Source organism: Labrys sedimenti (assembly GCF_034424805.1).
GTDB classification, from domain to species: Bacteria; Pseudomonadota; Alphaproteobacteria; order Rhizobiales; family Labraceae; genus Labrys; species Labrys sedimenti.
Genome location: NZ_JAXOUF010000006.1, coordinates 139,711 through 158,984 on the forward strand (window position 1 = coordinate 139,711; position 19,274 = coordinate 158,984).

General features: G+C 63.4%; 17 protein-coding genes. 9 read left to right on the forward strand and 8 right to left on the reverse strand.

Annotation, left to right across the window (positions count from 1 at the left end; translation table 11 throughout):
* Positions 1–562 precede the first annotated feature (562 nt).
* A complete protein-coding gene (gene xylB / locus U1R88_RS19355) occupies positions 563–2,020 on the forward strand; it encodes a xylulokinase (RefSeq protein WP_322432722.1) in 1,458 nt (485 codons plus the stop codon).
* A 116-nt stretch (positions 2,021–2,136) separates the two neighbouring features.
* Positions 2,137–3,351: a hypothetical protein gene (locus U1R88_RS19360; RefSeq protein WP_322432723.1), complete on the forward strand. Its 1,215-nt coding sequence runs from the start codon at positions 2,137–2,139 to the stop codon at positions 3,349–3,351.
* A 90-nt stretch (positions 3,352–3,441) separates the two neighbouring features.
* Here U1R88_RS19360 and efeO (U1R88_RS19365) read toward each other — a convergent pair whose 3' ends face one another.
* The 5 genes from efeO (U1R88_RS19365) to U1R88_RS19385 form a co-directional block, all read right to left on the reverse strand.
* Positions 3,442–4,272 (reverse strand): iron uptake system protein EfeO, encoded by an 831-nt coding sequence (efeO, locus tag U1R88_RS19365; protein ID WP_068282009.1) that lies wholly within the window; start codon positions 4,270–4,272, stop codon positions 3,442–3,444.
* A gap of 37 nt (positions 4,273–4,309) precedes the next feature.
* Entirely contained in the window at positions 4,310–5,602 is a 1,293-nt protein-coding gene (gene efeB, locus U1R88_RS19370) for an iron uptake transporter deferrochelatase/peroxidase subunit (protein WP_322432724.1), read from the reverse strand.
* Between the two features lie 13 nt (positions 5,603–5,615).
* Entirely contained in the window at positions 5,616–6,785 is a 1,170-nt protein-coding gene (efeO, locus tag U1R88_RS19375) for an iron uptake system protein EfeO (RefSeq protein ID WP_322432725.1), read from the reverse strand.
* Entirely contained in the window at positions 6,782–7,621 is an 840-nt protein-coding gene (efeU, locus tag U1R88_RS19380) for an iron uptake transporter permease EfeU (RefSeq protein WP_322432726.1), read from the reverse strand. Before efeU ends, efeO (U1R88_RS19375) begins: the two co-directional genes overlap by 4 nt.
* Positions 7,622–8,007: 386 nt before the next feature.
* Positions 8,008–8,517 (reverse strand): hypothetical protein, encoded by a 510-nt coding sequence (locus U1R88_RS19385; RefSeq protein WP_322432727.1) that lies wholly within the window; start codon positions 8,515–8,517, stop codon positions 8,008–8,010.
* Positions 8,518–8,750: 233 nt separating this feature from the next.
* Here U1R88_RS19385 and U1R88_RS19390 point away from each other — a divergent pair, with 233 nt between their 5' ends.
* Positions 8,751–9,710 (forward strand): VOC family protein, encoded by a 960-nt coding sequence (locus tag U1R88_RS19390; protein ID WP_322432728.1) that lies wholly within the window; start codon positions 8,751–8,753, stop codon positions 9,708–9,710.
* A gap of 43 nt (positions 9,711–9,753) precedes the next feature.
* Here U1R88_RS19390 and U1R88_RS19395 read toward each other — a convergent pair whose 3' ends face one another.
* Together U1R88_RS19395 and U1R88_RS19400 are read right to left on the reverse strand one after the other, a co-directional pair.
* A complete protein-coding gene (locus U1R88_RS19395; RefSeq protein ID WP_322432729.1) occupies positions 9,754–10,521 on the reverse strand; it encodes an SDR family oxidoreductase in 768 nt (255 codons plus the stop codon).
* Between the two features lie 125 nt (positions 10,522–10,646).
* Positions 10,647–10,943, reverse strand: a complete 297-nt coding sequence (locus U1R88_RS19400; protein WP_322432730.1) for a hypothetical protein — start codon at positions 10,941–10,943, stop codon at positions 10,647–10,649.
* Between the two features lie 619 nt (positions 10,944–11,562).
* Between U1R88_RS19400 and U1R88_RS19405 the strand changes: the two genes are divergently transcribed.
* The 5 genes from U1R88_RS19405 to U1R88_RS19425 all read left to right on the forward strand — a co-directional run bounded on the left by U1R88_RS19405 (position 11,563) and on the right by U1R88_RS19425 (position 16,818).
* Positions 11,563–12,015, forward strand: coding sequence for an NUDIX hydrolase (locus tag U1R88_RS19405; protein ID WP_322432731.1), 453 nt, complete (start codon positions 11,563–11,565; stop codon positions 12,013–12,015).
* 154 nt (positions 12,016–12,169) lie between these two features.
* Positions 12,170–13,201, forward strand: coding sequence for a transporter (locus U1R88_RS19410; protein WP_068282028.1), 1,032 nt, complete (start codon positions 12,170–12,172; stop codon positions 13,199–13,201).
* Positions 13,202–13,275: 74 nt separating this feature from the next.
* Positions 13,276–14,040: a site-2 protease family protein gene (locus tag U1R88_RS19415; RefSeq protein ID WP_156771333.1), complete on the forward strand. Its 765-nt coding sequence runs from the start codon at positions 13,276–13,278 to the stop codon at positions 14,038–14,040.
* A 127-nt stretch (positions 14,041–14,167) separates the two neighbouring features.
* Positions 14,168–15,823 carry an energy-dependent translational throttle protein EttA gene (gene ettA, locus U1R88_RS19420; protein WP_068282032.1) on the forward strand — a complete coding sequence of 552 codons (1,656 nt, stop codon included), beginning with the start codon at positions 14,168–14,170 and terminating at the stop codon, positions 15,821–15,823.
* A 2-nt stretch (positions 15,824–15,825) separates the two neighbouring features.
* Positions 15,826–16,818, forward strand: coding sequence for a hypothetical protein (locus U1R88_RS19425; RefSeq protein WP_322432732.1), 993 nt, complete (start codon positions 15,826–15,828; stop codon positions 16,816–16,818).
* 88 nt (positions 16,819–16,906) lie between these two features.
* On the opposite strand, the gene U1R88_RS19430 is transcribed toward U1R88_RS19425, so the two are convergent.
* On the reverse strand, positions 16,907–18,250 hold the full coding sequence (locus tag U1R88_RS19430; protein ID WP_322432733.1) for an Hsp70 family protein: 1,344 nt from the start codon (positions 18,248–18,250) through the stop codon (positions 16,907–16,909).
* A gap of 254 nt (positions 18,251–18,504) precedes the next feature.
* Here U1R88_RS19430 and U1R88_RS19435 point away from each other — a divergent pair, with 254 nt between their 5' ends.
* Positions 18,505–19,230: an SDR family oxidoreductase gene (locus U1R88_RS19435; RefSeq protein WP_068282039.1), complete on the forward strand. Its 726-nt coding sequence runs from the start codon at positions 18,505–18,507 to the stop codon at positions 19,228–19,230.
* Positions 19,231–19,274 lie beyond the last annotated feature (44 nt).

Sequence of the window (19,274 nt, forward strand, 5' to 3'; positions counted from 1 at the left end):
ACGCGCACATTGCGCCAGTAAAGCTTTTGAGTTATTTCTTTGATTGTGGAAGATTTGTATTGTTATTTACGAATATTTTATAAGATTGTTGTTCCAGGCCGTTTGCTCTGGAATGTCGTTTGCCTCACTGCAGGCCTTGTGAGAACAGACCTCTGCGGTCGATGCAATCCGCGCCAGCTCTGCAGGCGGCCTTCAAGCTCGCTGGTTGAGACCAGGCCCATGTCGAGGGCGAACATCAGCCGCTGAATCGGAAGGAACCGCCGACACTGCCTGGGACGAAGATCGGTATCGTCTCCACCCGGCGTGCTCCGACAAAAAAAGCACCAGGGGCTGTAGGGCGTAGGTGCCCTGGCCAGGACGGCGAATGGCGTCGCCGTCTACAGCCCCTGATGGAAGTCGGGGTCCACGAGCCCCTTGCATAGGTCAGGCGCAGTGACACGGCCGTGAAACTCGCGGTTCGCTGCCATGTGGCGGCATGCTCGCGCACTTTCGATAGGAGGGGGCTTGCCCCGGCTTTCCAGCCTGACGCATGATCGATTCGAACAATTCTTCGGAGGAATGCGTGTTTCTAGGGCTTGATATCGGCACGTCTTCGGTCAAGGCGCTGCTCGCGGATGGCGAGCAGCGCGTCGTCGCAAGTCACGACGTCGCGCTCACGGTGCAGCGGCCACATCCCGGTTTCTCGGAACAGGCGCCGCAAGCCTGGGTTGAGGCGGTCATATCGGCCGTCGATGCCCTGAAGGCGACGCACCCCACGGAGATCGCCGCCGTCGAGGGCATCGGCCTGTCGGGCCAGATGCATGGCGCCGTGCTGCTCGGGGCCGACCATCAGCCGCTCCGGCCTGCGATCTTGTGGAATGACGGCCGATCGCATGCCGAATGTGCGGAACTGGAGGCCAAATGGCCTGATCTGCGTGCGGTGACCGGAAACAAGGCGATGCCGGGTTTCACGGCTCCCAAATTGCTGTGGGTTGCCCGCCACGAGCCGGCGATTTTCGCCGCGACGCGCCTTGTCCTGTTGCCCAAGGCCTATGTGCGCCTGGCCCTGACCGGTGAGGCGATCGAAGAAATGTCGGATGCGGCGGGCTCGCTCTGGCTGGATGTCGGCCGGCGGGACTGGTCGGATGCGGCACTTGCCGCCACCGGCCTGTCGCGCCAGGCCATGCCGCGCCTGGTCGAGGGGTCCGAGCCGGCCGGTCGCCTGCGGGCCGATCTCGTGGCGCGCTGGGGCATGGCCAAAGCGCCTCTGTTTGCCGGCGGTGCCGGGGACAATGCCGCCGGCGCGGTGGGTCTCGGCGCCATCAGGCCGGGTTCGGCCTTTCTCTCGCTCGGCACTTCGGGCGTGCTGTGGGCGACGACCGATCGCTTCCTGCCCAACCCTGCCCGTGCCGTGCATGCCTTCTGCCATGCCGTGCCGAAGACCTGGCACCAGATGGGCGTGATTCTCTCGGCCGCCTCGAGTCTCGCCTGGATCGCCGGCGTGCTGCAGACCAAGGAGAGCGCCCTGCTGGCCCCGCTCGGCGACAAGCCGGGGGCACCGTCGGCGGTGCAGTTCCTGCCTTACCTGTCCGGCGAGCGCACGCCGCATGACGACACCGTCATCCGCGGCGCCTTCACCGGCCTTGCCCATGAGAATGGACGCGAGGCGATGGTGCAGGCCGTGCTGGAGGGCGTCGCCTTCGCCTTCGCCGATTGTCGCGATGCCCTGGCAGCAGCGGGAACCGAAATTGCCGGCGCCGACGTGATCGGTGGCGGCTCGCGCTCGCGCTTCTGGCTCGAGATCCTCGCCAATGTGCTGGGCTTTCCGGTCTATCGCCTGGCCGATGGTGAAACCGGCGGGGCTTTCGGGGCGGCGCGCCTGGCGCGTCTGGCCGTTACCGGCGAGGACCCTCTCGCGATCTGCACACCGCCCCACCGTGTCGAGACGATCGAGCCCGACCCGGTGCTGGCGCCGGCCTATGTCGAGGCCCTGGCCCGTTGGCGCGGGCTCTATCCGGCGCTGCGATCGGCGATCGACTGAAGAGCTGTATTGCGGAGGTATTTTGCCCCGGGGCGAGCGCAATTTTGCCGTCTTGTACCGTAAGTTGGTCTGGAACAGGCGCGCAATTCCGCGGCGCCGCTGGGATGGCAATTCCGTTGATACGCATCTTGCTGCTGGCCTCCGTCCTGATGAGCCTTTGCCTTGCTCCGGCTGCGGCGCAGGATGCATCGCCTTCACCACCACCGCCGCCGGCATTGCCGCCCCAGCCGACTTCTCCGCCACCGGCCAAAGCCCTGCCGAGCGCAGCCGCTTTCAAGCTCGCCGAGAGCATCGTCTTCTTTTACGTGCGCAAGGATCCTGCGGTGGTGCCCGACATGCTCGCTGCCATGAGGAACTCGCAAACGATTGCTGACACCGGTCTTTCGCGTGCGACACTGGCCGGCTTTTTCTCCATGCTGTTCCTGCAGAATCGGGCGCGCGTGGAAGGCTGGATCGGCACGGGCAGCGACTATCCGGTCGACAGCAAGTCAGTTCTCATCTTCGCCCTGTGGCAATCGGGCAATGCCGATCTGATCGCGTCGCTTTTCCATGAGGAGCCCGGCTTTCTCAGGGACAAGCCCGGCAATCTCTACACGCTGGCACCAAGCCGGCCGGTGGAGATGGATCTCAAATGGGGAGCCTTCTTTGCAACCGGCAATCCAGGTTTCCTCGCAACCTTGGTCGACGCGCTCGATCCGGGCAGGGCATTGACCGGCAGCAACGAGCTCGACAAGTCGATCCGCATCAATGCTGCGCAAGGCCTCGCCTATAATCTGCGCCAGCATGAGGTGTTGGAACGCTATCTGCGGCGGCGGGCCGCAGAGGCCTCCGGCCCTTACAAGCAGGCGCTCGACGCCCTGCTGGCGATCAGAAGCCAGACCTTCAGGCCCGCACCCGACCGGGACGGTGATTTTTCAGGCAGCATCGCCATGCTCAAACTGCCGGATAAGCCAACGACGAATGGTGGCGCTCCGGAGGCGACGGCCCTGACCGGCGCGATGCCGCAGGCGCGCCACGGCGATACCATCGGCGTGACCGTGCTGTTTTCCGGCATGGCCCTGCAGGAGGATCTTTCCGCGGATGTGAGCTACGATATCAAGGTGACCGGGCCCGACGGTTCGGTCGATCCCCGTTCGGCGCAGCAGGGCGTGACGGCGCTCAAGGAGAAGGTTGGCGGCCGCTTCAACGTGGTCGACAGCCGCTCGACCCTGTCCGTTCATTTCGAGCCGAACGACAAGCCGGGGCCTTATCGCATCGATGTCCTGCTCAAGGACAATGTCGGCGACCGCAAGGTCACATTGACCCGCTCGATCGAACTGATCGACAAATAGAGAGCCTGCCATGGGCCGCGGTCGGACCTCGCGGCGAGCGAAGGGCGGGCCCAAAGGCCCGCCACCCGACAGTGCATTCCGCTCTGGATCTCAGTTCAAGCCGAGCGTACCGCGCAGCTTGGAAAGATCTTCCGCCAGCGTGGTGATCGGGCCCTGCAGCGCCGTGCGATCTTCCGGCGTCAGCTTGTCATAGGTCTCGTAGCCATCCTTGGTCTTGTACTTGGCCAGGATCTTCTCGACCGTCTCGAAATTCGTGCCGATCTTCTTCGACAAGTCCTTGTCGGCCTTCACCGTCAGCGGATGCAGGAGATCGACGATCTTCCGGGCACCGTCGATATTGGCCTTGAAGTCCCACAGGTCGGTGTGGCTGTAGCGATCTTCCTCGCCGGTAATCTTGGTGGCGCCGACTTCCTCGATCAGCGCAGCGGCACCGCCCACCATCTTTTCGGGCGGAATGGTGAGGCCGGCAATGCGCTTCTGCAGTTCGGCGACATCGGTGTTCAGCTTGTCTGCGAAAGTGGCGAGACCCTCGGTGCTCTTCTTTTCGAACAGCCCGTATTCGAGGCGATGGAAGCCGGTGAAGCCGTCATCGGCCTCCTTCTTCTCATGGTCGTCGGCGCGGGAATCGATGCTGCCGTCGAGATCGGAGAAGAGTTCGGCGACCGGCTCGATCATCTCGTAGTGAAAGCGGGTGGGGGCGTAGAGGGCCTGGGCCTTCTTCAGATCGCCGGCCTTGACCGCGGCCGTGAACTTGGCGGTGTCCTCCACCAGCTTCTTGACGCCCTTGCTGATGTAGACCTTGTAGTCAGCCACGGGCTGGACCAGATCCAGCGGGGAGACGGCCGGCGCGTTGGCGCTGGCGGTCGTGGCAAGACCGATGATCGCGGCGCCCAGCAGCATGCGCCATTTGAGATGTGTCATGGGGTTCTCTCTCTTCAGTTCAAGGTTGAAGGATCGTTCAGGCGGTCTCCGCCAGCAGGGACTGGCCGAGAAATGCTGTCTTGTCGGGAATGCCGGGCAGGATGAAGAAATAGCCACCGCCAACCGGCTTGATGTACTCCTCCAGCGGTTCGCCGTTCAGGCGTTGCTGGACCGTGGCAAAGCCGGCATCCAGATCGGACTGGAAGCAGATGAAGAGCAGGCCCATGTCGAGCTGGCCCGACTTGGTGATGCCGTTGGAATAGTTGAAGGGACGACGCAGGATCAGATTCTTGCGTGAGTCCGCCGTACGCGGATTGGCAAGGCGGATATGCGCGTCCAAAGGCGTGCGCTTGCCTTCCGGGTCGTCGTGGTAGCTGGGAATGTCGGCTTCGACCTTCATGCCGAGCGGAGCGCCGTTCGGCTTGTGCCGGCCCATGATGGCTTCCTGCTCGCCGAGCGGCGTGCGGTCCCAGCGCTCCACGAAATTGCGGATGATGCGCACCACGCCGTAGCTGCCGCCGGTCGCCCAAGCGGGCTCGGCGGCGCCATGCTGCACCCAGACCAGGCGATTCATCTCGGCCTCGTCCTTGTGGTCGGGATTGGCCGTGCCGTCCTTGAAGCCGAGCAGGTTGCGCGGTGCCGATTGGGTTTCACCGGTGGCGCGCGGCGGCGGCACGAAGCCTTCCTGCTTCCAGCGCACCATCAGCAGATCCGGCGTGTTCTTCACGATATCGCGCAGGGCATGCAGGTTGCTGTCGGTGGTGTTGGAGCAGATCTGGATCATCAGATCGCCGTGGCAGAGTTCGGCCGACAGCGCGTCGTTGGGGAATTGCGGCATCTTGATCAACTGCCGCGGCTTCTTGTCGGCGAGCCCGAAGCGCTGGTCGAACAGCGAGGCGCCCACGCCCACGGTGATGGTGAGATTGTCCGGGGAGACCACGGGGCCCATCAGTCCCGAATCGGGGGGTGGGAACTTGGGATCGATCGCCGGCGGCGTGCCGCCCTGGGTGAGGAAAGCGATGCGATCGGTGAGGACACGAAACAGGCGTTCGAGATCGCCGCGTTTGGTGGCGAGGATGTTGAAGGCCACCACCAGTCCCATCGGGGGGCGATCGGTGGTGACGCCGGCCTGGTGGGTGCCGAGATAGGTCACGCGGTCGCTGAGATGGCCGGTGGAACCGGCTTCCTCCGCGGCCGCCTGCTGGCCCGGCAGGGTGGCCAGCAGCGCGCCGCCGCCGGCGGCGCCAAGGCCCAGCAGCATCGAGCGCCGGCCCGGAGAACGCGGGGCGTCGGTGTCGGATTGCGGCGGGTAGGGGGTCTTGTCGGTCATTGGTTTGTCCCCTTCAGTCGAGGCCCAGCGTGCCGCGCAGCGTCGACAGGCTTTCGGCCAGCGTCGTCACCGGTTTTTGCAGGGCCACACGATCGTCCTGGCTCAAGGCGTCATAGGATTTGAAGCCGCCATCGGGCGTGCGGTATTTGGCAAGGATGGCATTCACGGCGGCGAAATTGTCGTCGATGCTCTTCTGGCGCGCCGCATCTGCCTTGGTGGTCAGGGGGGCGAGCAGTTCGACGATCTTGCGGGCTCCGTCGATATTGGCCTGGAAATCCCACAGATCCGTACGGCTGTAGCGGTCTTCCTCGCCGGAGATCTTGTTAGAGGCGACTTCCTCGATCAGCACGGCTGCGCCGCCGACCATCTTGGAAGGCGGTACGACCAGGGTCGAGACCCGGTTCTGCAACTCGGTGACATCGGCTTGCAATTTGTCGGCGAAGGGCGCGAGTCCCTCGGTACTGCCCTGCTTGAACAGGCCGTATTCGAGGCGATGGAAGCCGGTAAAGGCCGGATCGGCCTCCAGCTTCTCGAAAACATCGGCGCGGGCGTCGATCGACTTGTCGAGATCGGAAAACAATTCGGCAACGGGCTCGATGCGCTCATAGGATTGACGGGTCGGCGCATAGAGTTCACGGGCCTTGGCGAGGTCGCCGGCCTTGATCGCGTCGGTAAAGGCCTTGGTCGCTTCGACCAGGTCATCGACCTCCAGGGTGACATAGACCTTGTACTCGGCCAGCGGCCCGATCAGCTGCGTCAGGCTCGGTTTGACCTCCTTGGGGGCATTGGCGAGCGCGGTCACCTTGAGCTTGCCTCTGGGATTGGTGAGCAGGCCGCAGGCGATCTCGTAGTCGCCCGGCTCGAGCCTGGCGGTCAGCTTCTGGGTGAAGCCCGGCGCGATGTTTTCGCGTTCCTCCACCACCATCACGCCTTGCAGGATCTCCCATTCCATCGCCCGGTTGCTCTTGTTGGTGATGGCGAAGGTGGTGCGCCCTTCGGGAACCGTCAGTTCGTTCGGTTCGCAGGCCGTCGCGGTGACGGCGATGGCGACGGTATCGCCGCTCCTGGACCCTTCGGCGCCGGGCTGCTTGGCGACCAGGAAATAGGTGCCGACGCCCACCGCCACGATGAGTGCGAGCATGCCGGCCCCGACAGCCGGATAATTGATGCGCGGGGCTGTCACGATCGTGCGGCCTTCGATTTGGATGGGGAGGTGGAGGTTGGCGCCATCAGGAAGAGCAACAGCGCCGGGATGATATAGAGGAGATAGGCGATCACCTCGCCATGGGTCGGCGTGTCGTGATAGCCGAACAAGCCGCCGAGCACGGTGCCGAGCGCACTGTCGCCGGGCAGGATGCCGGAGATGTCGAAGGCAATGCCCTGCAGATGGTTCCACAGGCCGGCCTCGTGCAGCGAGCGGACCGCGGTTGCCACCAGGCCGGCCGCCACGAAGATGATCAGGACGCTGGTCCAGCGGAAGAACAGGCGCAGGTTGAGGCGGGCGCCGCCATAATAGAGCGCCACGCCGAAGATGGCTGCGCAGACCAGGCCGAGCGCGGCGCCGACCGGCGCGCCATAGCCGACATTCTGTTCGAAGGTCGCCAGCAGGAAGAAGGCGGACTCCAGTCCCTCGCGCGCGACCGCCAGGAAGACCATGCCGACCAGCGCAAGGCCCTGATGGTCTGATGAAGCCAGGGCGGCATCGACGGAGTGCTGCAGTTCTGTCTTGATGCTGCGCGAGGCTCGCACCATCCAGAACACCATGGCGGTCAACAGGCAGACCGCGATCAGGCCGACGACGGCTTCGAACAGCTCCTGGGTGCGCTGGGGAAATTCGGCGCTGGCGACGCGTAGCGCGATGAACACGGAAAAGGAGAGGCCGACGGCCAGTATGATGCCGCACCACACGGCCGGCATCCAGGCGCTTCGCCCGGTGACACGCAGATAGCTCGCAACAATGCCGACAATCAGCGCTGCCTCGATGCCCTCCCTGAGCATGATGAGAAATGGTACGAGCATTGTGTCGTTCCTGCGCGCCCCCACAGCCGATGCAAGATTAACAATCGGCAAGCTATTACACGCGTTCAATTCTGATGAACAAGGGGCTGTGACGCAGAAAACCGTTGCGGATCAAAGATAAGAGTAATTCTAAATTATAGTTCATAGCGATTCTAAATTGTGCAATTCTGGAATTATTTTTAGAGTTATTCCAAAGCGGGTAAATAATCCTGTCTTCTCTGAATGGTGCGCCGGGGCCGGCCGGGTTGGAGGTTGCGGTGGCGGCAATAGAGGCCGACTGACGACCCCTTTCGTCGACAAGGCCGCACGGCACCGCCAGGGCGGGCCTGTCGAAGAGTGAACAGGCAAAGTTAATGCGAATCTCTTTCGCCCGGTTGGCCGGAAGACTACCCGCGCCTCTGCGAGACGGCAGCCCGGAATACGGCGACGACGCGGGCCGCAAAATTGCGTGCGGCGGTCACCGCCACCCAGACGGGCGTTCGTTTCAGCCAGTCGAGCAGCGTCCGGCGAACCCAGTCGATCAGCCCCATGAGCCAGGCGAACCATCTTATGGTCATCAGCTTGGGCTTGCCGGCGGCATAGATACGCTCGATCAACAGGAAGCTGGCGAGATAGGCGACGGCCAGGATGAGCAGGCCATGGACCAGCCGGCCCTGGCCCAGGAGCAGCAAGCCGTAGATCTTCAAGGGCTCTGCGACGGCGAGGGGCACGGCCAGCAGAATGAGGATGACGAAACGCGGCAAGGCCGCGACGGCGCGCTCCCCGATTTCGACAAGGCGCAGGGCGGCAAAACGACGGATCAGCGGCCCGTAGATCGGCCGGGCCAGTTCGTCGATGATCACCAGGATCGCAAGTAGGACCTGCAGCGGCAGGAGGACGAGGCGCTTGAGCGTCATGGCGGTGCAGGATCCTCGAACGGACGCGGCCCGGGGAAAAGCCGCATCGGGTGAATGTGAGAAGCTGCCGCGCGGTTGGCAACGCTCATTCCACCATATTCCCACGCGATGTTTACGCTTTCGACCGTCAAAGGGGAGTGGCGACGCCGCCTTGGTGGCATTTCTCCCACTTTTGCCTTATTGCGCGGGGTGTAATGAGCTAGCCCGGCGGGGCGTTCGGTTCAGGAGAGACGATGGAAGCGCGCGAACGTATCGGCCTGGCGGCTCTTGGCACGATCGGGCTGGTGTTGGCTGTGGGCGGTTTTGTGCTGCATAGCCCGGCCCCGCATGCCGCCGTGGCGGAAGCGGCGATGGCGGGTGCGGAGACGACAAACCCGCAGCCGACGCCGGCGCTAAAGGTGGGCCAGGCTCCTGCACCGATCCCCGCGGCGCAACCCACCCCCTATGCCGACTGCCTGCGCAAGGGGATTGGCGTAAAGATCGGCAAGTCGGGCCTGCGCGTTTCCGGGCCGCCGGCCCTGACGCTGGTGACGGGAGAGAAAGCCGACGAGGAGGTCAATTTCTCCACCAAGGCCGGATTGGAGAAAGCCTGTTCGCAGCCCGAGGTGACGGCCAAGGCGTTGGTGCTCACACTGGAAGCGATGGACAAGCCCTTCGGCGTGGCAGCAAGCTGGCGGGCGGAGTTTTGCAAGGACGGCGGGGATACCGCCACACTCTTCCTGTGTCGCGGCGAGGAACGGCCGAGCGGAGCGCCGCGTTCGCTGGTCACCATTGCGCTCTATGAACCCGCTTCCTTTAAGGGCGACAGCATGTTCCAGACGCAGGCTCCGGACCTCGACAATTTCAAGGCTTGGAAGGACCGGTTGACCAAGGCCGGCACGCCGCCTCCCACCCAGCCGGACGGCGACTACGACATCTATCCCGGTGGAATCTGGCTCGAACGCGATGCCAAATCCGCTACGCCCTTCCTGGTTTCGTGCGACGTCGACAGCCTGCCGGTCACGGGCCAGCATTATTGCGTCGGCACGCTTGGCCTCGAAGGGGGCCTGCGGGCGCGGCTGGAGTTTCGGACGGTGACGCCGCAGATCGGCCGCGAGGCGGCGGCAGCGGCGGCCAACTTCAAAGTCCTGCTCGCGGCATGGCAGGCCGCAGCGTCGCAGGCCGCACCGGTCTCTTCCCAGCCCGGAAAATAGCGCATGCCGCAGTGCTGTCGGGGCGACGAGGCCGCAAGGGTCGTCAGACGCAGGCCGTGAGGCCGCCATCGACATAGAGGATGTGGCCATTGACGAAATTGGAGGCATTGCCGGCGAGGAAGATGGCGGCTCCGGCCAGCTCCTCGACCTTGCCCCAGCGTCCGGCCGGCGTACGCGCCTCGACCCAGGCGGAGAAGGCGGCGTCCTGCATCAGCGCCGTGTTGAGCTCGGTTTCGATATAGCCCGGACCGATGCCGTTGACCTGGATGTTGTGCCGGGCGAGTTCGGCGCACAGGGCCCTGGTCATCATGCGCACGGCACCCTTGGCCGTAACATAGGGCACGATGTTGGCGCGGCCGAGTTCGCTCATCACCGAGCAGATGTTGATGATCTTGCCCGAACGCCGCTCGATCATGCCGCGAGCCACGGCTTGCGCCACCAGGAAGACACCCTCGACATTGGTGGATTGCACGTCGCGGAAGGTATCGAGCGAAAAATCCACGAAAGGGGCCCGGCGCTGGATGCCGGCATTGTTGACCAGGATGTCGAGGCGGCCATGGCGGGCTTCGATGGCCGAGATCGTCGTTTCCACGCCGGTGCGATCGGTGACGTCGAAGGCGGCCGTCTCCACGACGAGGCCTTCTTCGGTGAGTTGGCGGGCGGCGGCATCAAGTTTGGCCTGGTCGCGGCCGTTGAGAACGACGGTCGCACCGGCGCCGGCAAGTCCGCGGGCAATGGCCAGGCCGATTCCCTGGCTGGAGCCGGTAACGAGGCCGATCCGTCCCGTCAGGTCGAAAATATCAGTGAGCATGGCGAACCTCCCGCCATCAAGCTATCGCGCGGGCCAGGGTGCGGCCAGGGATTTTCGTCTGACCAATAAAAAGGGCTCCGAGGCAGGCCTCGGAGCCGCATCAAGCCGGCCTGGTCGGTGGGGGCTTACTTCTTGACGGCCGCGATCAGCTCGTCATAGGCCTTGCAGAGTTCATCGGTCGGCTTGCCGCCGGCGGACTGGGCGGCCTGGGCCTTGGTGAGCAGCTCCTGAGCCTTCTGAGCCCAGGTCTGCGCGTTCGCCTGAGCCTTGGCCGGATCCTTCATGGCGTTGGTCATGGCTTCCGTCAGGTCCTTGCCCTTCTGGGTAATGGCCTCGACCGTGCAGCTCGAGCTGCCACCGCCACAGGCGGCGAGGGAGAGAGCGAGAGAGCCGAAAGCGGCGGCGAGCAAGATCTTTCTCATGGGGCTTCCTTTCCTCACCGTGGAAGGTCGGTTTTGGATCGCCCAAAACTTCGTGGTGCCGCGGCGCAGGTGAGAATGCGCCGGCGGCGAACCCCTAGCCGGCCATCACCATGCACGACGTGCGTTTGTGCACATCTCGCCCGAATCGAAAGCCGCCCAGTCCACTCGCCATAAGCGAAGCGATGAGGACTTTCAACACAATGTCGCCGCATTCGACCCTGTACTGCTCGGTAATGTAATGGTTATTCACAATGAATCCAAAAAATTGCATCGACATGACGCACATGTCTCAAGGGAGAATGGGCCGGATATTCGTGCATCTCTCGAAGTCTGTATTGCAATGCAACAAAGCGAGACCACTGCAGGGAAGGGGGTTGTATACGACAAAAAGATAACAACATAGAGACGTATGTGGTGTCTTGTCATGCCAGAATGTCTGACCTCCCGCGAAGGGATGGAAAGCTGCCCGCAAGCTTGTCGTCTGTTTGAAGAGATGCGCTTGTTCGAAAGGGGTAGAACAAAGTTGGTGTGAAAAGGCACACGAATGCTAAGGAATATTTGATATATTCGCGGTATGAATAGTGTTGCCGAGTGCAGTGTTAGGGTTTCCTCACGTTACATGGCCAGAGTCGACAAATATCCTCTCAAGTCGCCCGTCACAGCCACGGAGCTTCGCCAGGTCGGCGCATTGCCCTTGCGGATCCAGCGCGGCAAGACAGAGGTTTGCCTGGTGACCACGCGGGAGACGCGGCGCTGGACCATCCCCAAGGGATGGCCGATGAGGAACCACAAGGACTGCCGGGCGGCCGCCATAGAGGCCGAGGAAGAAGCCGGGCTGCTCGGCAAGATCGGCAAGGAACCGGTTGGCGAATATCTTTACTGGAAGCGTCGCGATCTGCATTTCGATCTTGTCCGCGTCTTCGTCTATCGTCTCGACGTCACCGGCCATCTGCCTGTCTGGCGTGAGATGAACGAACGCGAAGTGCGCTGGTTCACCCCCGGGGACGCCGCTCTCCTGGTCGAGGAGCCGGGTCTGTCCGCTTTGCTGGAGCAGGTCGCGAGCCCTGCATGACAGCTCCCGTGCGGCTGTCATCCCACTGTCACATGCATGATCTAGCCCCGTCATTCCAGGCGGCTATCCCAGGGGCGGGGCGTTGCCTGAACTTGAAGCTATGCGGCATTCGGGCCTCGGGTGGGGAAGGCCTGGGCCGCTTGGCGGAGGCGTCATGGACAGTATTCAGCAGCACCAACTGCCGGGCGTCAATTTCGTGCCGGCGGCGATCGCCGGCCTGATTTGGGCCTATCGCTTTCGCGAGGGCTACGAGCCCGAAGCGATCGATCCGCGTGACGTACCTGCAGCGCTGGCGGCGGAGGATGGCTGGCTCTGGCTGCATTTCAGCCTGACCGATCGGCTCGCCCGGGATTGGCTGTCTTCCTTCGAAGACCTTCCCGAAGAGGTGCGGGCCCTGTTCCTGGCCAAGGACGAACCGCTTGGCCTGCACACGATCGACCATGTCATCTTCGGCGTCATCACCGATTTCCACAGCGAGCTTGGCGGGGAGAGCGACCATCTTGGCCGTCTGCGCTTCGCGCTCAACGAGAGGCTGGTGATTTCGGGGCGCCGGCACCCGCTGCGCTCGGTGGAGGAGATCCATCGTGCCGTGCAGAAGGGCCTCAACCTGCCTGCCGCCGGACGCCTGATCGAGACGATCATCGACCGTTTCTGCGATTCCGTCGCCCGCCGCGTGGCCGGCATGACCGACGAGCTCGATACCGCCGAAGACCGCGTCGTGGAGGACATGGCCGCCACCGAGCGGGTCAGGCTGATCGAGGTCCGCCGCATGACGGTCCGGGTCCACCGCCAGCTTTCCTCACTCGGCCATGTGTTGCGCGACTGGGAGGAACGTTCGGACGAGGCCGACAAGCCGGCCCTGCCTATAGCGGCCGAACGCCTGGCCGACCGGCTGGAATCGCTCGACCACGACATCCTCACTTTGCAGGAGCGGGCCAAGCTCCTGCAGGATGAGGTGGGTGCCCGGCTGGCCGAAGAGACCAACCGCTCGCTGCGTGCCCTCTCGATTCTGACGGCGCTGCTGCTGCCCGGCAGCCTGGTTGCCGGCATCTTCGGCATGAACACCAAGGATCTGCCTTTTCTCGAGACGGAAGGGGGCTTCTGGTTCGCGATTCTCATCGGCGCGGCGGCGACGGCGTTGTTCTACTGGATCTTGCGGCGCGTCGGGGCGGGGCTGCGCATCTGAGTGCCTTTGCTGCCCTTGCGAAACGAGGCGCAACTTCCCACAATAGGGCAACCTTTTTTGAGAACGAGTTCCCCTTGTCCAGAGTTGCGGCGATGCCCTGGCGCCTGAGCGCCAATTTCCTCCCAATCCTCGCCGTCTTCCTGGTGACGGCCATCAGCCTGGCAACCGGCTGGTTCGATTCAGGCATTGCCGTGTTCGCTTTCGTGGTGTCGGGCTGGCTGATTTCGCTGTGCCTGCACGAAGGGGCTCATGCACTCGCCGCCTATTGGGGCGGGGACCGTTCCGTGGTGGAAAAGGGCTATCTGAGCCTCAATCCGCTCGCCTATGCCGACCCGTTGACCAGCTTCGGCTTCCCGCTGCTCTTCCTCATCCTGGGCGGCATCGGCCTGCCGGGCGGGGCCGTCTACATCAACCGGGCCGTGCTCAAGAACCGGCACTGGGATGCCTTCGTGGCCCTGGCCGGGCCGATGGCCAATCTCGTCTGCCTGATCGCTTTGGGGCTGCCCTTCCTCATCGGCCTGCCGGAGACGATGGGCTCGCCCCAGCTTTGGGCGGGCGTGGCATTCCTCGCTGCCCTGCAGGCATCGGCCGTGGTGCTCAACCTCCTGCCGGTTCCCGGCTTCGACGGCTTTGCGATCATCCGGCCCTATCTGCCCTATGAGATGCAGGCTCAGGCCAATGCCATCGCGCCCCTGGCGATGATGGGCTTCCTGTTCCTGTTGTTCACCACCCAGGTCAGCGGGGCCATCTGGAACGCGGTCTACAGGCTCGCTGCCTTGTTCGACATTTATCCGAATTATGTGGCGCTGGGTTATTACCTGTTCCGCTTCTGGCGGTAGGTCCATTCGCGGGTAGGGCAGACCGGCAAAATAGGGCTGCGCTTGGAGTTGCGCCCTTGCCCCGTTGCGCCTGCTCGGCTACACACCGCCCCAAATCCCCTTTCCACGAAAGCTTGAGCAGGCAGCAATGGCCGCGTATCAATTCGTCTACCACATGCAGGGTCTGAACAAGACCTATCCCGGCGGCAAGAAGGTCCTCGACAACATCCATCTGTCCTTCTACCCGGACGCCAAGATCGGCGTGCTCGGCGTGAACGGCTCGGGTAAGTCGACCCTGCTGCGCATCATGGCCGGCATCGACAAGGACTTCACCGGCGACGGCTGGGTGGCCGAAGGCGCCCGCGTGGGCTACCTGCCGCAGGAGCCGCAACTCGATCCCAGCAAGACCGTGCGCGAGAACGTCATGGACGGCGTCGCGGCCAAGAAGGCCGTGCTCGACCGCTACAACGAACTTGCCATGAATTATTCGGACGAGACGGCGGACGAGATGAGCCGCCTGCAGGACGAGATCGACGCCAAGAATCTGTGGGATCTCGACAGCCAGGTCGACCAGGCCATGGATGCGCTGATCTGCCCGCCCGACGATGCAGCCGTCGACAATCTCTCAGGCGGTGAACGCCGCCGCGTGGCGCTCTGCCGTCTGCTGCTCGAACAGCCCGAGCTCTTGCTGCTGGACGAGCCGACCAACCATCTCGATGCCGAGACGGTGGCCTGGCTGGAAGGCCATCTGCGCACCTATCCGGGCGCGATCCTGATCGTCACCCATGACCGCTACTTCCTCGACAATGTCACAGGCTGGATCCTCGAGCTCGATCGCGGCCGCGGCATCCCCTATGAGGGCAATTACTCGACCTGGCTGGTGCAGAAGCAGAAGCGCCTCGCCCAGGAATCGAGCGAGGAGGAGAGCCGCCAGAAACAGCTCGCTGCCGAGCAGGAATGGATCGCCGCCAGCCCGAAGGCACGCCAGGCCAAGTCCAAGGCCCGTATCAACGCCTATGAGGATCTGCTCGCCAAGGCTAACGAGAAGGGCCCGACCACGGCCCAGATCATGATCCAGACCGGGCCGCGCCTGGGCGGCAAGGTCATCGAGGTCGAGGGCATCTCCAAGGCCTTCGGCGATCGCCTCCTGATCGACGATCTCTCCTTCTCCCTGCCGCCGGGTGGCATCGTCGGCGTGATCGGCCCGAACGGCGCCGGCAAGACCACCTTGTTCCGCATGCTGCTCGGCCTGGAAAAGCCCGATGCGGGCACCATCACCTTCGGCGACACAGTGCAGCCGGGCTATGTCGACCAGTCGCGCGATGCGCTCGATCCGAACAAGACGGTCTGGCAGGAAATCTCTGGCGGCAACGAGATCCTCTATCTCGGCAAGCGTGAGGTGAATTCACGCGGCTACACCTCTGCCTTCAACTTCAAGGGCGGCGACCAGCAGAAGAAGGTCGGCGTGCTTTCGGGCGGTGAGCGCAACCGCGTGCAGCTCGCCAAGATGCTGAAGGAAGGCTCCAACGTGCTCTTCCTCGACGAACCGACCAACGACCTCGACGTGGAAACGCTGCGGGCCCTGGAAGAGGCGCTGGAGAATTATGCCGGCTGCGCCGTGATCATCTCGCATGATCGCTTCTTCCTCGACCGCCTCGCCACCCACATCCTCGCCTTCGAGGGCGACAGCCATGTCGAATGGTTCGAAGGCAACTTCGAGGCTTACGAGGAAGACAAGAAGCGGCGTCTCGGCATCGATTCCACCATTCCCAAGCGCATCCAGTACAAGAAGTTCTCGAGGTAAGTGTGCCAGCCAGCCGTGCCGCAGAACCGGCGCGGCTGGCGCGCACCATCGGCCTTGTCCTGATTGTATTTTTCGCGGCGCAGGGCATATCCGCGGCCGTCACTACCCAAAGGGCGTCAATGGGCGCCCTTTTTCTATGCGCCTATGTTCACGTCGGGATCTCACTGTATGACGGCTTGTTTCCGCGTTGGCGCAGGGCGAGCTGGGTTGTGTTCATTCTGGCGTTCCTGTGCGCGCAGATACTGGCTCTTGCCGGTTATGGGGCGCCCTGGAACAAGTGCGTACTCCGACTGAGCGCCGAGTACGAAATTCCCGAAAGCGGCACGCCGCTATGGCGGAGTGAACTGATCCAATTCCTCGATGTTCCATGGGAGATGCCGGCCCTGGTGGCGGCGGTTGCGGCGGCCCTGTTTCTCGTGCTTGACCTGCTGGTGATGCTCATGAGCCGCGACGTGTCGCTCGGCATAGGCAAGGGGCCTTCATCCACAATCCGTTCGTCCCAGGTCTGGCAGGCAGTTCTGGTCCTGGCCTTTGTCGCTATCGTCGGCATCATTACAAGTTCGAGCCGGGGCAGCGGACATATGGGCTCCTTGTTCGCCTATCCGACTACTCCGACCGGCAATCCCCATACGCCGCAATGGTGGTTGCTACCGTATTATTCCTTGCTGCAGGGAGGCCAGGGCCGGATTGGCGGAGGCGTTGTCGCGATCTGTGCGACACTCGTCCTTCTCGCCTTGCCATGGCTGCGTACGGACCGGTGCCGGTTCAAGCCCGTTCTGGTCTGGTTCGGGGTGGCCTGTGGCCTATGCGCATTGTGCTGGATCGGGCTTGGCTGGTTGGGAAATGCCGAACCCGATGATGCCACTGTCTGGCAGGGCCGTCTTCTGGCCTTTTGCTATTTTGCCATCTTCCTCGCCGCCCTGCCGATCCTGAGCGTGTGGGCGCGCCGCTTGCAGGACGATCGGATAAGCGATGTGTTGAAGACTTTCGATTGATGGCAGTGTCGTCGGCCGTTCGATAGAAACGGCGAGCGAAATGATTTTGCGATCTTCTCGGCTGTTCGACCTTGCCGGCTCGGGACGTTCAGGCCGCCAGGGGCGCGCGTACCGCCCAGCGCTCCTTTTGCCTGTCCTGGCCGATCAAGGCCAGGCCATAGGCGATCGACTCGAACTGGTCCGTTGAGACCAGGCGTTCCTCGCCGAAGCGCTCGGCGAAAAGCTTGCGGATGGCGGGCACGAAGGAGGTGCCGCCGGTGAGGAAGACACGCTCGATCTCCTCGGCCCTGGTGTTGGCGCGCTTCAGGCCTTCGTCGAGGCTCGCCTCGATGCGGGCGACGTCTCCGGCGATCCAGCGCTCGAAATCGCGGCGCTTCAACGGGGCCGAGATCTCGATGTCGCCGCCGGCGAAGCGGAACTCGGTCTCGTCCTGGCTGGAAAGGGCGATCTTGGCCCTGGATACCGCGCTGTAGAGCGCAAATCCCATGTCGAACTCGATGATCTCGATGAATTTCTCGAGCTTTTCCGGTTCCACTGCGACTTTGGCCAGGTCCTGCAAGCCCTTGAGGTCGCCATTGGTCTTCATCATGGCAAGCTGATGCCAGCGCGCTAGGTTGGCGTAATAGTGATTGGGGATCGACAATTCCTTGTCGAAGGAACGGAAGCGCCCCCCCTTGCCCAGGCGCGGCGAGACGATGCGGTCGACGATCGAATAGTCGAAGGCATCGCCCGCAATGCCGATGCCGGAATGGGCGAGGGGCTCGGCCTTCAACTGGCCGGCGGCCTGCTCGAAGCGCATGATCGAAAAGTCGCTGGTGCCGCCGCCGAAATCGGCGACCAGCACGGTCGCATCGCGCTTGAGCTGGCGGGCATAGAAGAAGGCTGCGCCCACCGGTTCGTAGACATAGGTGGGATTGACGACGCCGAGGCGCTCGAAGGCGGTCTGGTAGCGCTGCATGGCCAGATCGTCGTCGGGCTGGCGGCCGGCGAAGGTAACGGGACGGCCGATGACGAGATTGGCGGCCGACAAATCGAGCTTCCCGCCCCCATGCTTGACCAGGGTGTTGAGGAAGGTCGCCAGCAGATCCTCGAAACGATAGCGCTCGCGGAAGATGCGGGTCTCCTGGAAGGTGGCGCTGGCGGCAAAGCTCTTGAAGGACTGGATGAAGCGAAGGGCGGTTGTCGCTTCCACGAATTGCTCGATGGCCCAGGGTCCGCCCTCGACGCGAATCGTGGACTTGCCGGGGCGGCGCTCGTCCCAGAAACACAGGGCCGTGACGAAATGGTTCAGGCCCTGGCCGCCATGCTCGAAATTCAGCGCTTCGGTGCGGCCGTCGGCATGGGCGAAGGCGACAACGGTGTTGCTGGTGCCGAAGTCGATGCCGACAGAGACGGGGGCGCTTTGTCCCGCTGCTGGAGATTGGGGCGGCATGGTGCCTCCTAAGGCGTTTGCGATCCATCGACGCCGACGAGAATCGCAAGGACGCGTCGAGCCTGGGGGCAGAGCAGGAAAAGCGTCCATGATCGAACGCGCTTTGCTCCGGCGGTGGGGAAGAGGGCCGGGGGAAATAGCCCAAGAGGCTCATCAAAGCTAGTGCCGATCCAAAATTTCCTGACTTTGATTTGTCAGACTTGTCAGCACGCTCCTGCCCGCTACCATGCCGGCCAAACATGTGGGAGGACGCGATGGAATTTGCCGGCGAACGTATCGTGGTAACGGGAGCAACCAAGGGCATCGGGCGGGCCACCGCCAAGCTGCTGGCGGCCCGGGGCGCTGAGATCATTGCCATCGGGCGCAACCAGGCCGAGCTCGAAAGCCTGTCCGCCGAGACGGGCGCGGAGATCCATGCCGTCGACCTCGCCGATCCCGAGGCCGTCCGCGCCGTGGCCCGTTCGATCCAGCCTGTCGACCGGCTGGTCAACAATGCCGGCACCACCACGCTCGAACCCTTCCTGGAAACCAGCGTCGAGGCCTTCCAGGAATTGATGTCGGTGAACGTGGTCGCGGCCATGATCTTCGGCCAGGAATGCGCGCGCAGCATGATCGCCCGCGGCAAGAAGGGGGCAATCGTCAACGTATCCAGCATTTCCTCCTCGATCGGCTTTACCGATCACGCGGCCTATTGCGCCAGCAAAGGGGCGCTCGACTCGCTGACGACTGTGATGGCGAACGAACTCGGGCGCCAGGGCATCCGCGTCAATGCGATCTGCCCGACGGTGATCCTCACGCCCATGGCGGTGAAGGCCTGGAGCGATCCCGCCAAGGCCGCACCCATGCTGCAGCGCATTCCGCTGGGGCGCTTCTTCGAGCCGGAGGAAGTGGCGGAGACCATCGCTTTTCTGCTCAGCGACAAGGCCTCGATGGTGAATGGTGTCGCCATGCCCGTGGATGGCGGCTTCCTGATCACCTGACGCGATGCCGTGGGCGTTTTCCCGGAGCGACGATCGAAGGATAT

Coding starts and splice junctions, on each gene's coding strand:
- ettA (WP_068282032.1), top strand. CDS start 14,168: ATGGCCGCGTATCAATTCGTCTACCACATGCAGGGTCTGAACAAGACC.
- efeO (WP_068282009.1), bottom strand. CDS start 4,272: ATGACACATCTCAAATGGCGCATGCTGCTGGGCGCCGCGATCATCGGT.
- U1R88_RS19405 (WP_322432731.1), top strand. CDS start 11,563: ATGGCCAGAGTCGACAAATATCCTCTCAAGTCGCCCGTCACAGCCACG.
- U1R88_RS19390 (WP_322432728.1), top strand. CDS start 8,751: ATGGAAGCGCGCGAACGTATCGGCCTGGCGGCTCTTGGCACGATCGGG.
- efeU (WP_322432726.1), bottom strand. CDS start 7,621: ATGCTCGTACCATTTCTCATCATGCTCAGGGAGGGCATCGAGGCAGCG.
- efeB (WP_322432724.1), bottom strand. CDS start 5,602: ATGACCGACAAGACCCCCTACCCGCCGCAATCCGACACCGACGCCCCG.
- U1R88_RS19410 (WP_068282028.1), top strand. CDS start 12,170: ATGGACAGTATTCAGCAGCACCAACTGCCGGGCGTCAATTTCGTGCCG.
- U1R88_RS19400 (WP_322432730.1), bottom strand. CDS start 10,943: ATGAGAAAGATCTTGCTCGCCGCCGCTTTCGGCTCTCTCGCTCTCTCC.
- U1R88_RS19435 (WP_068282039.1), top strand. CDS start 18,505: ATGGAATTTGCCGGCGAACGTATCGTGGTAACGGGAGCAACCAAGGGC.
- U1R88_RS19385 (WP_322432727.1), bottom strand. CDS start 8,517: ATGACGCTCAAGCGCCTCGTCCTCCTGCCGCTGCAGGTCCTACTTGCG.
- U1R88_RS19430 (WP_322432733.1), bottom strand. CDS start 18,250: ATGCCGCCCCAATCTCCAGCAGCGGGACAAAGCGCCCCCGTCTCTGTC.
- U1R88_RS19395 (WP_322432729.1), bottom strand. CDS start 10,521: ATGCTCACTGATATTTTCGACCTGACGGGACGGATCGGCCTCGTTACC.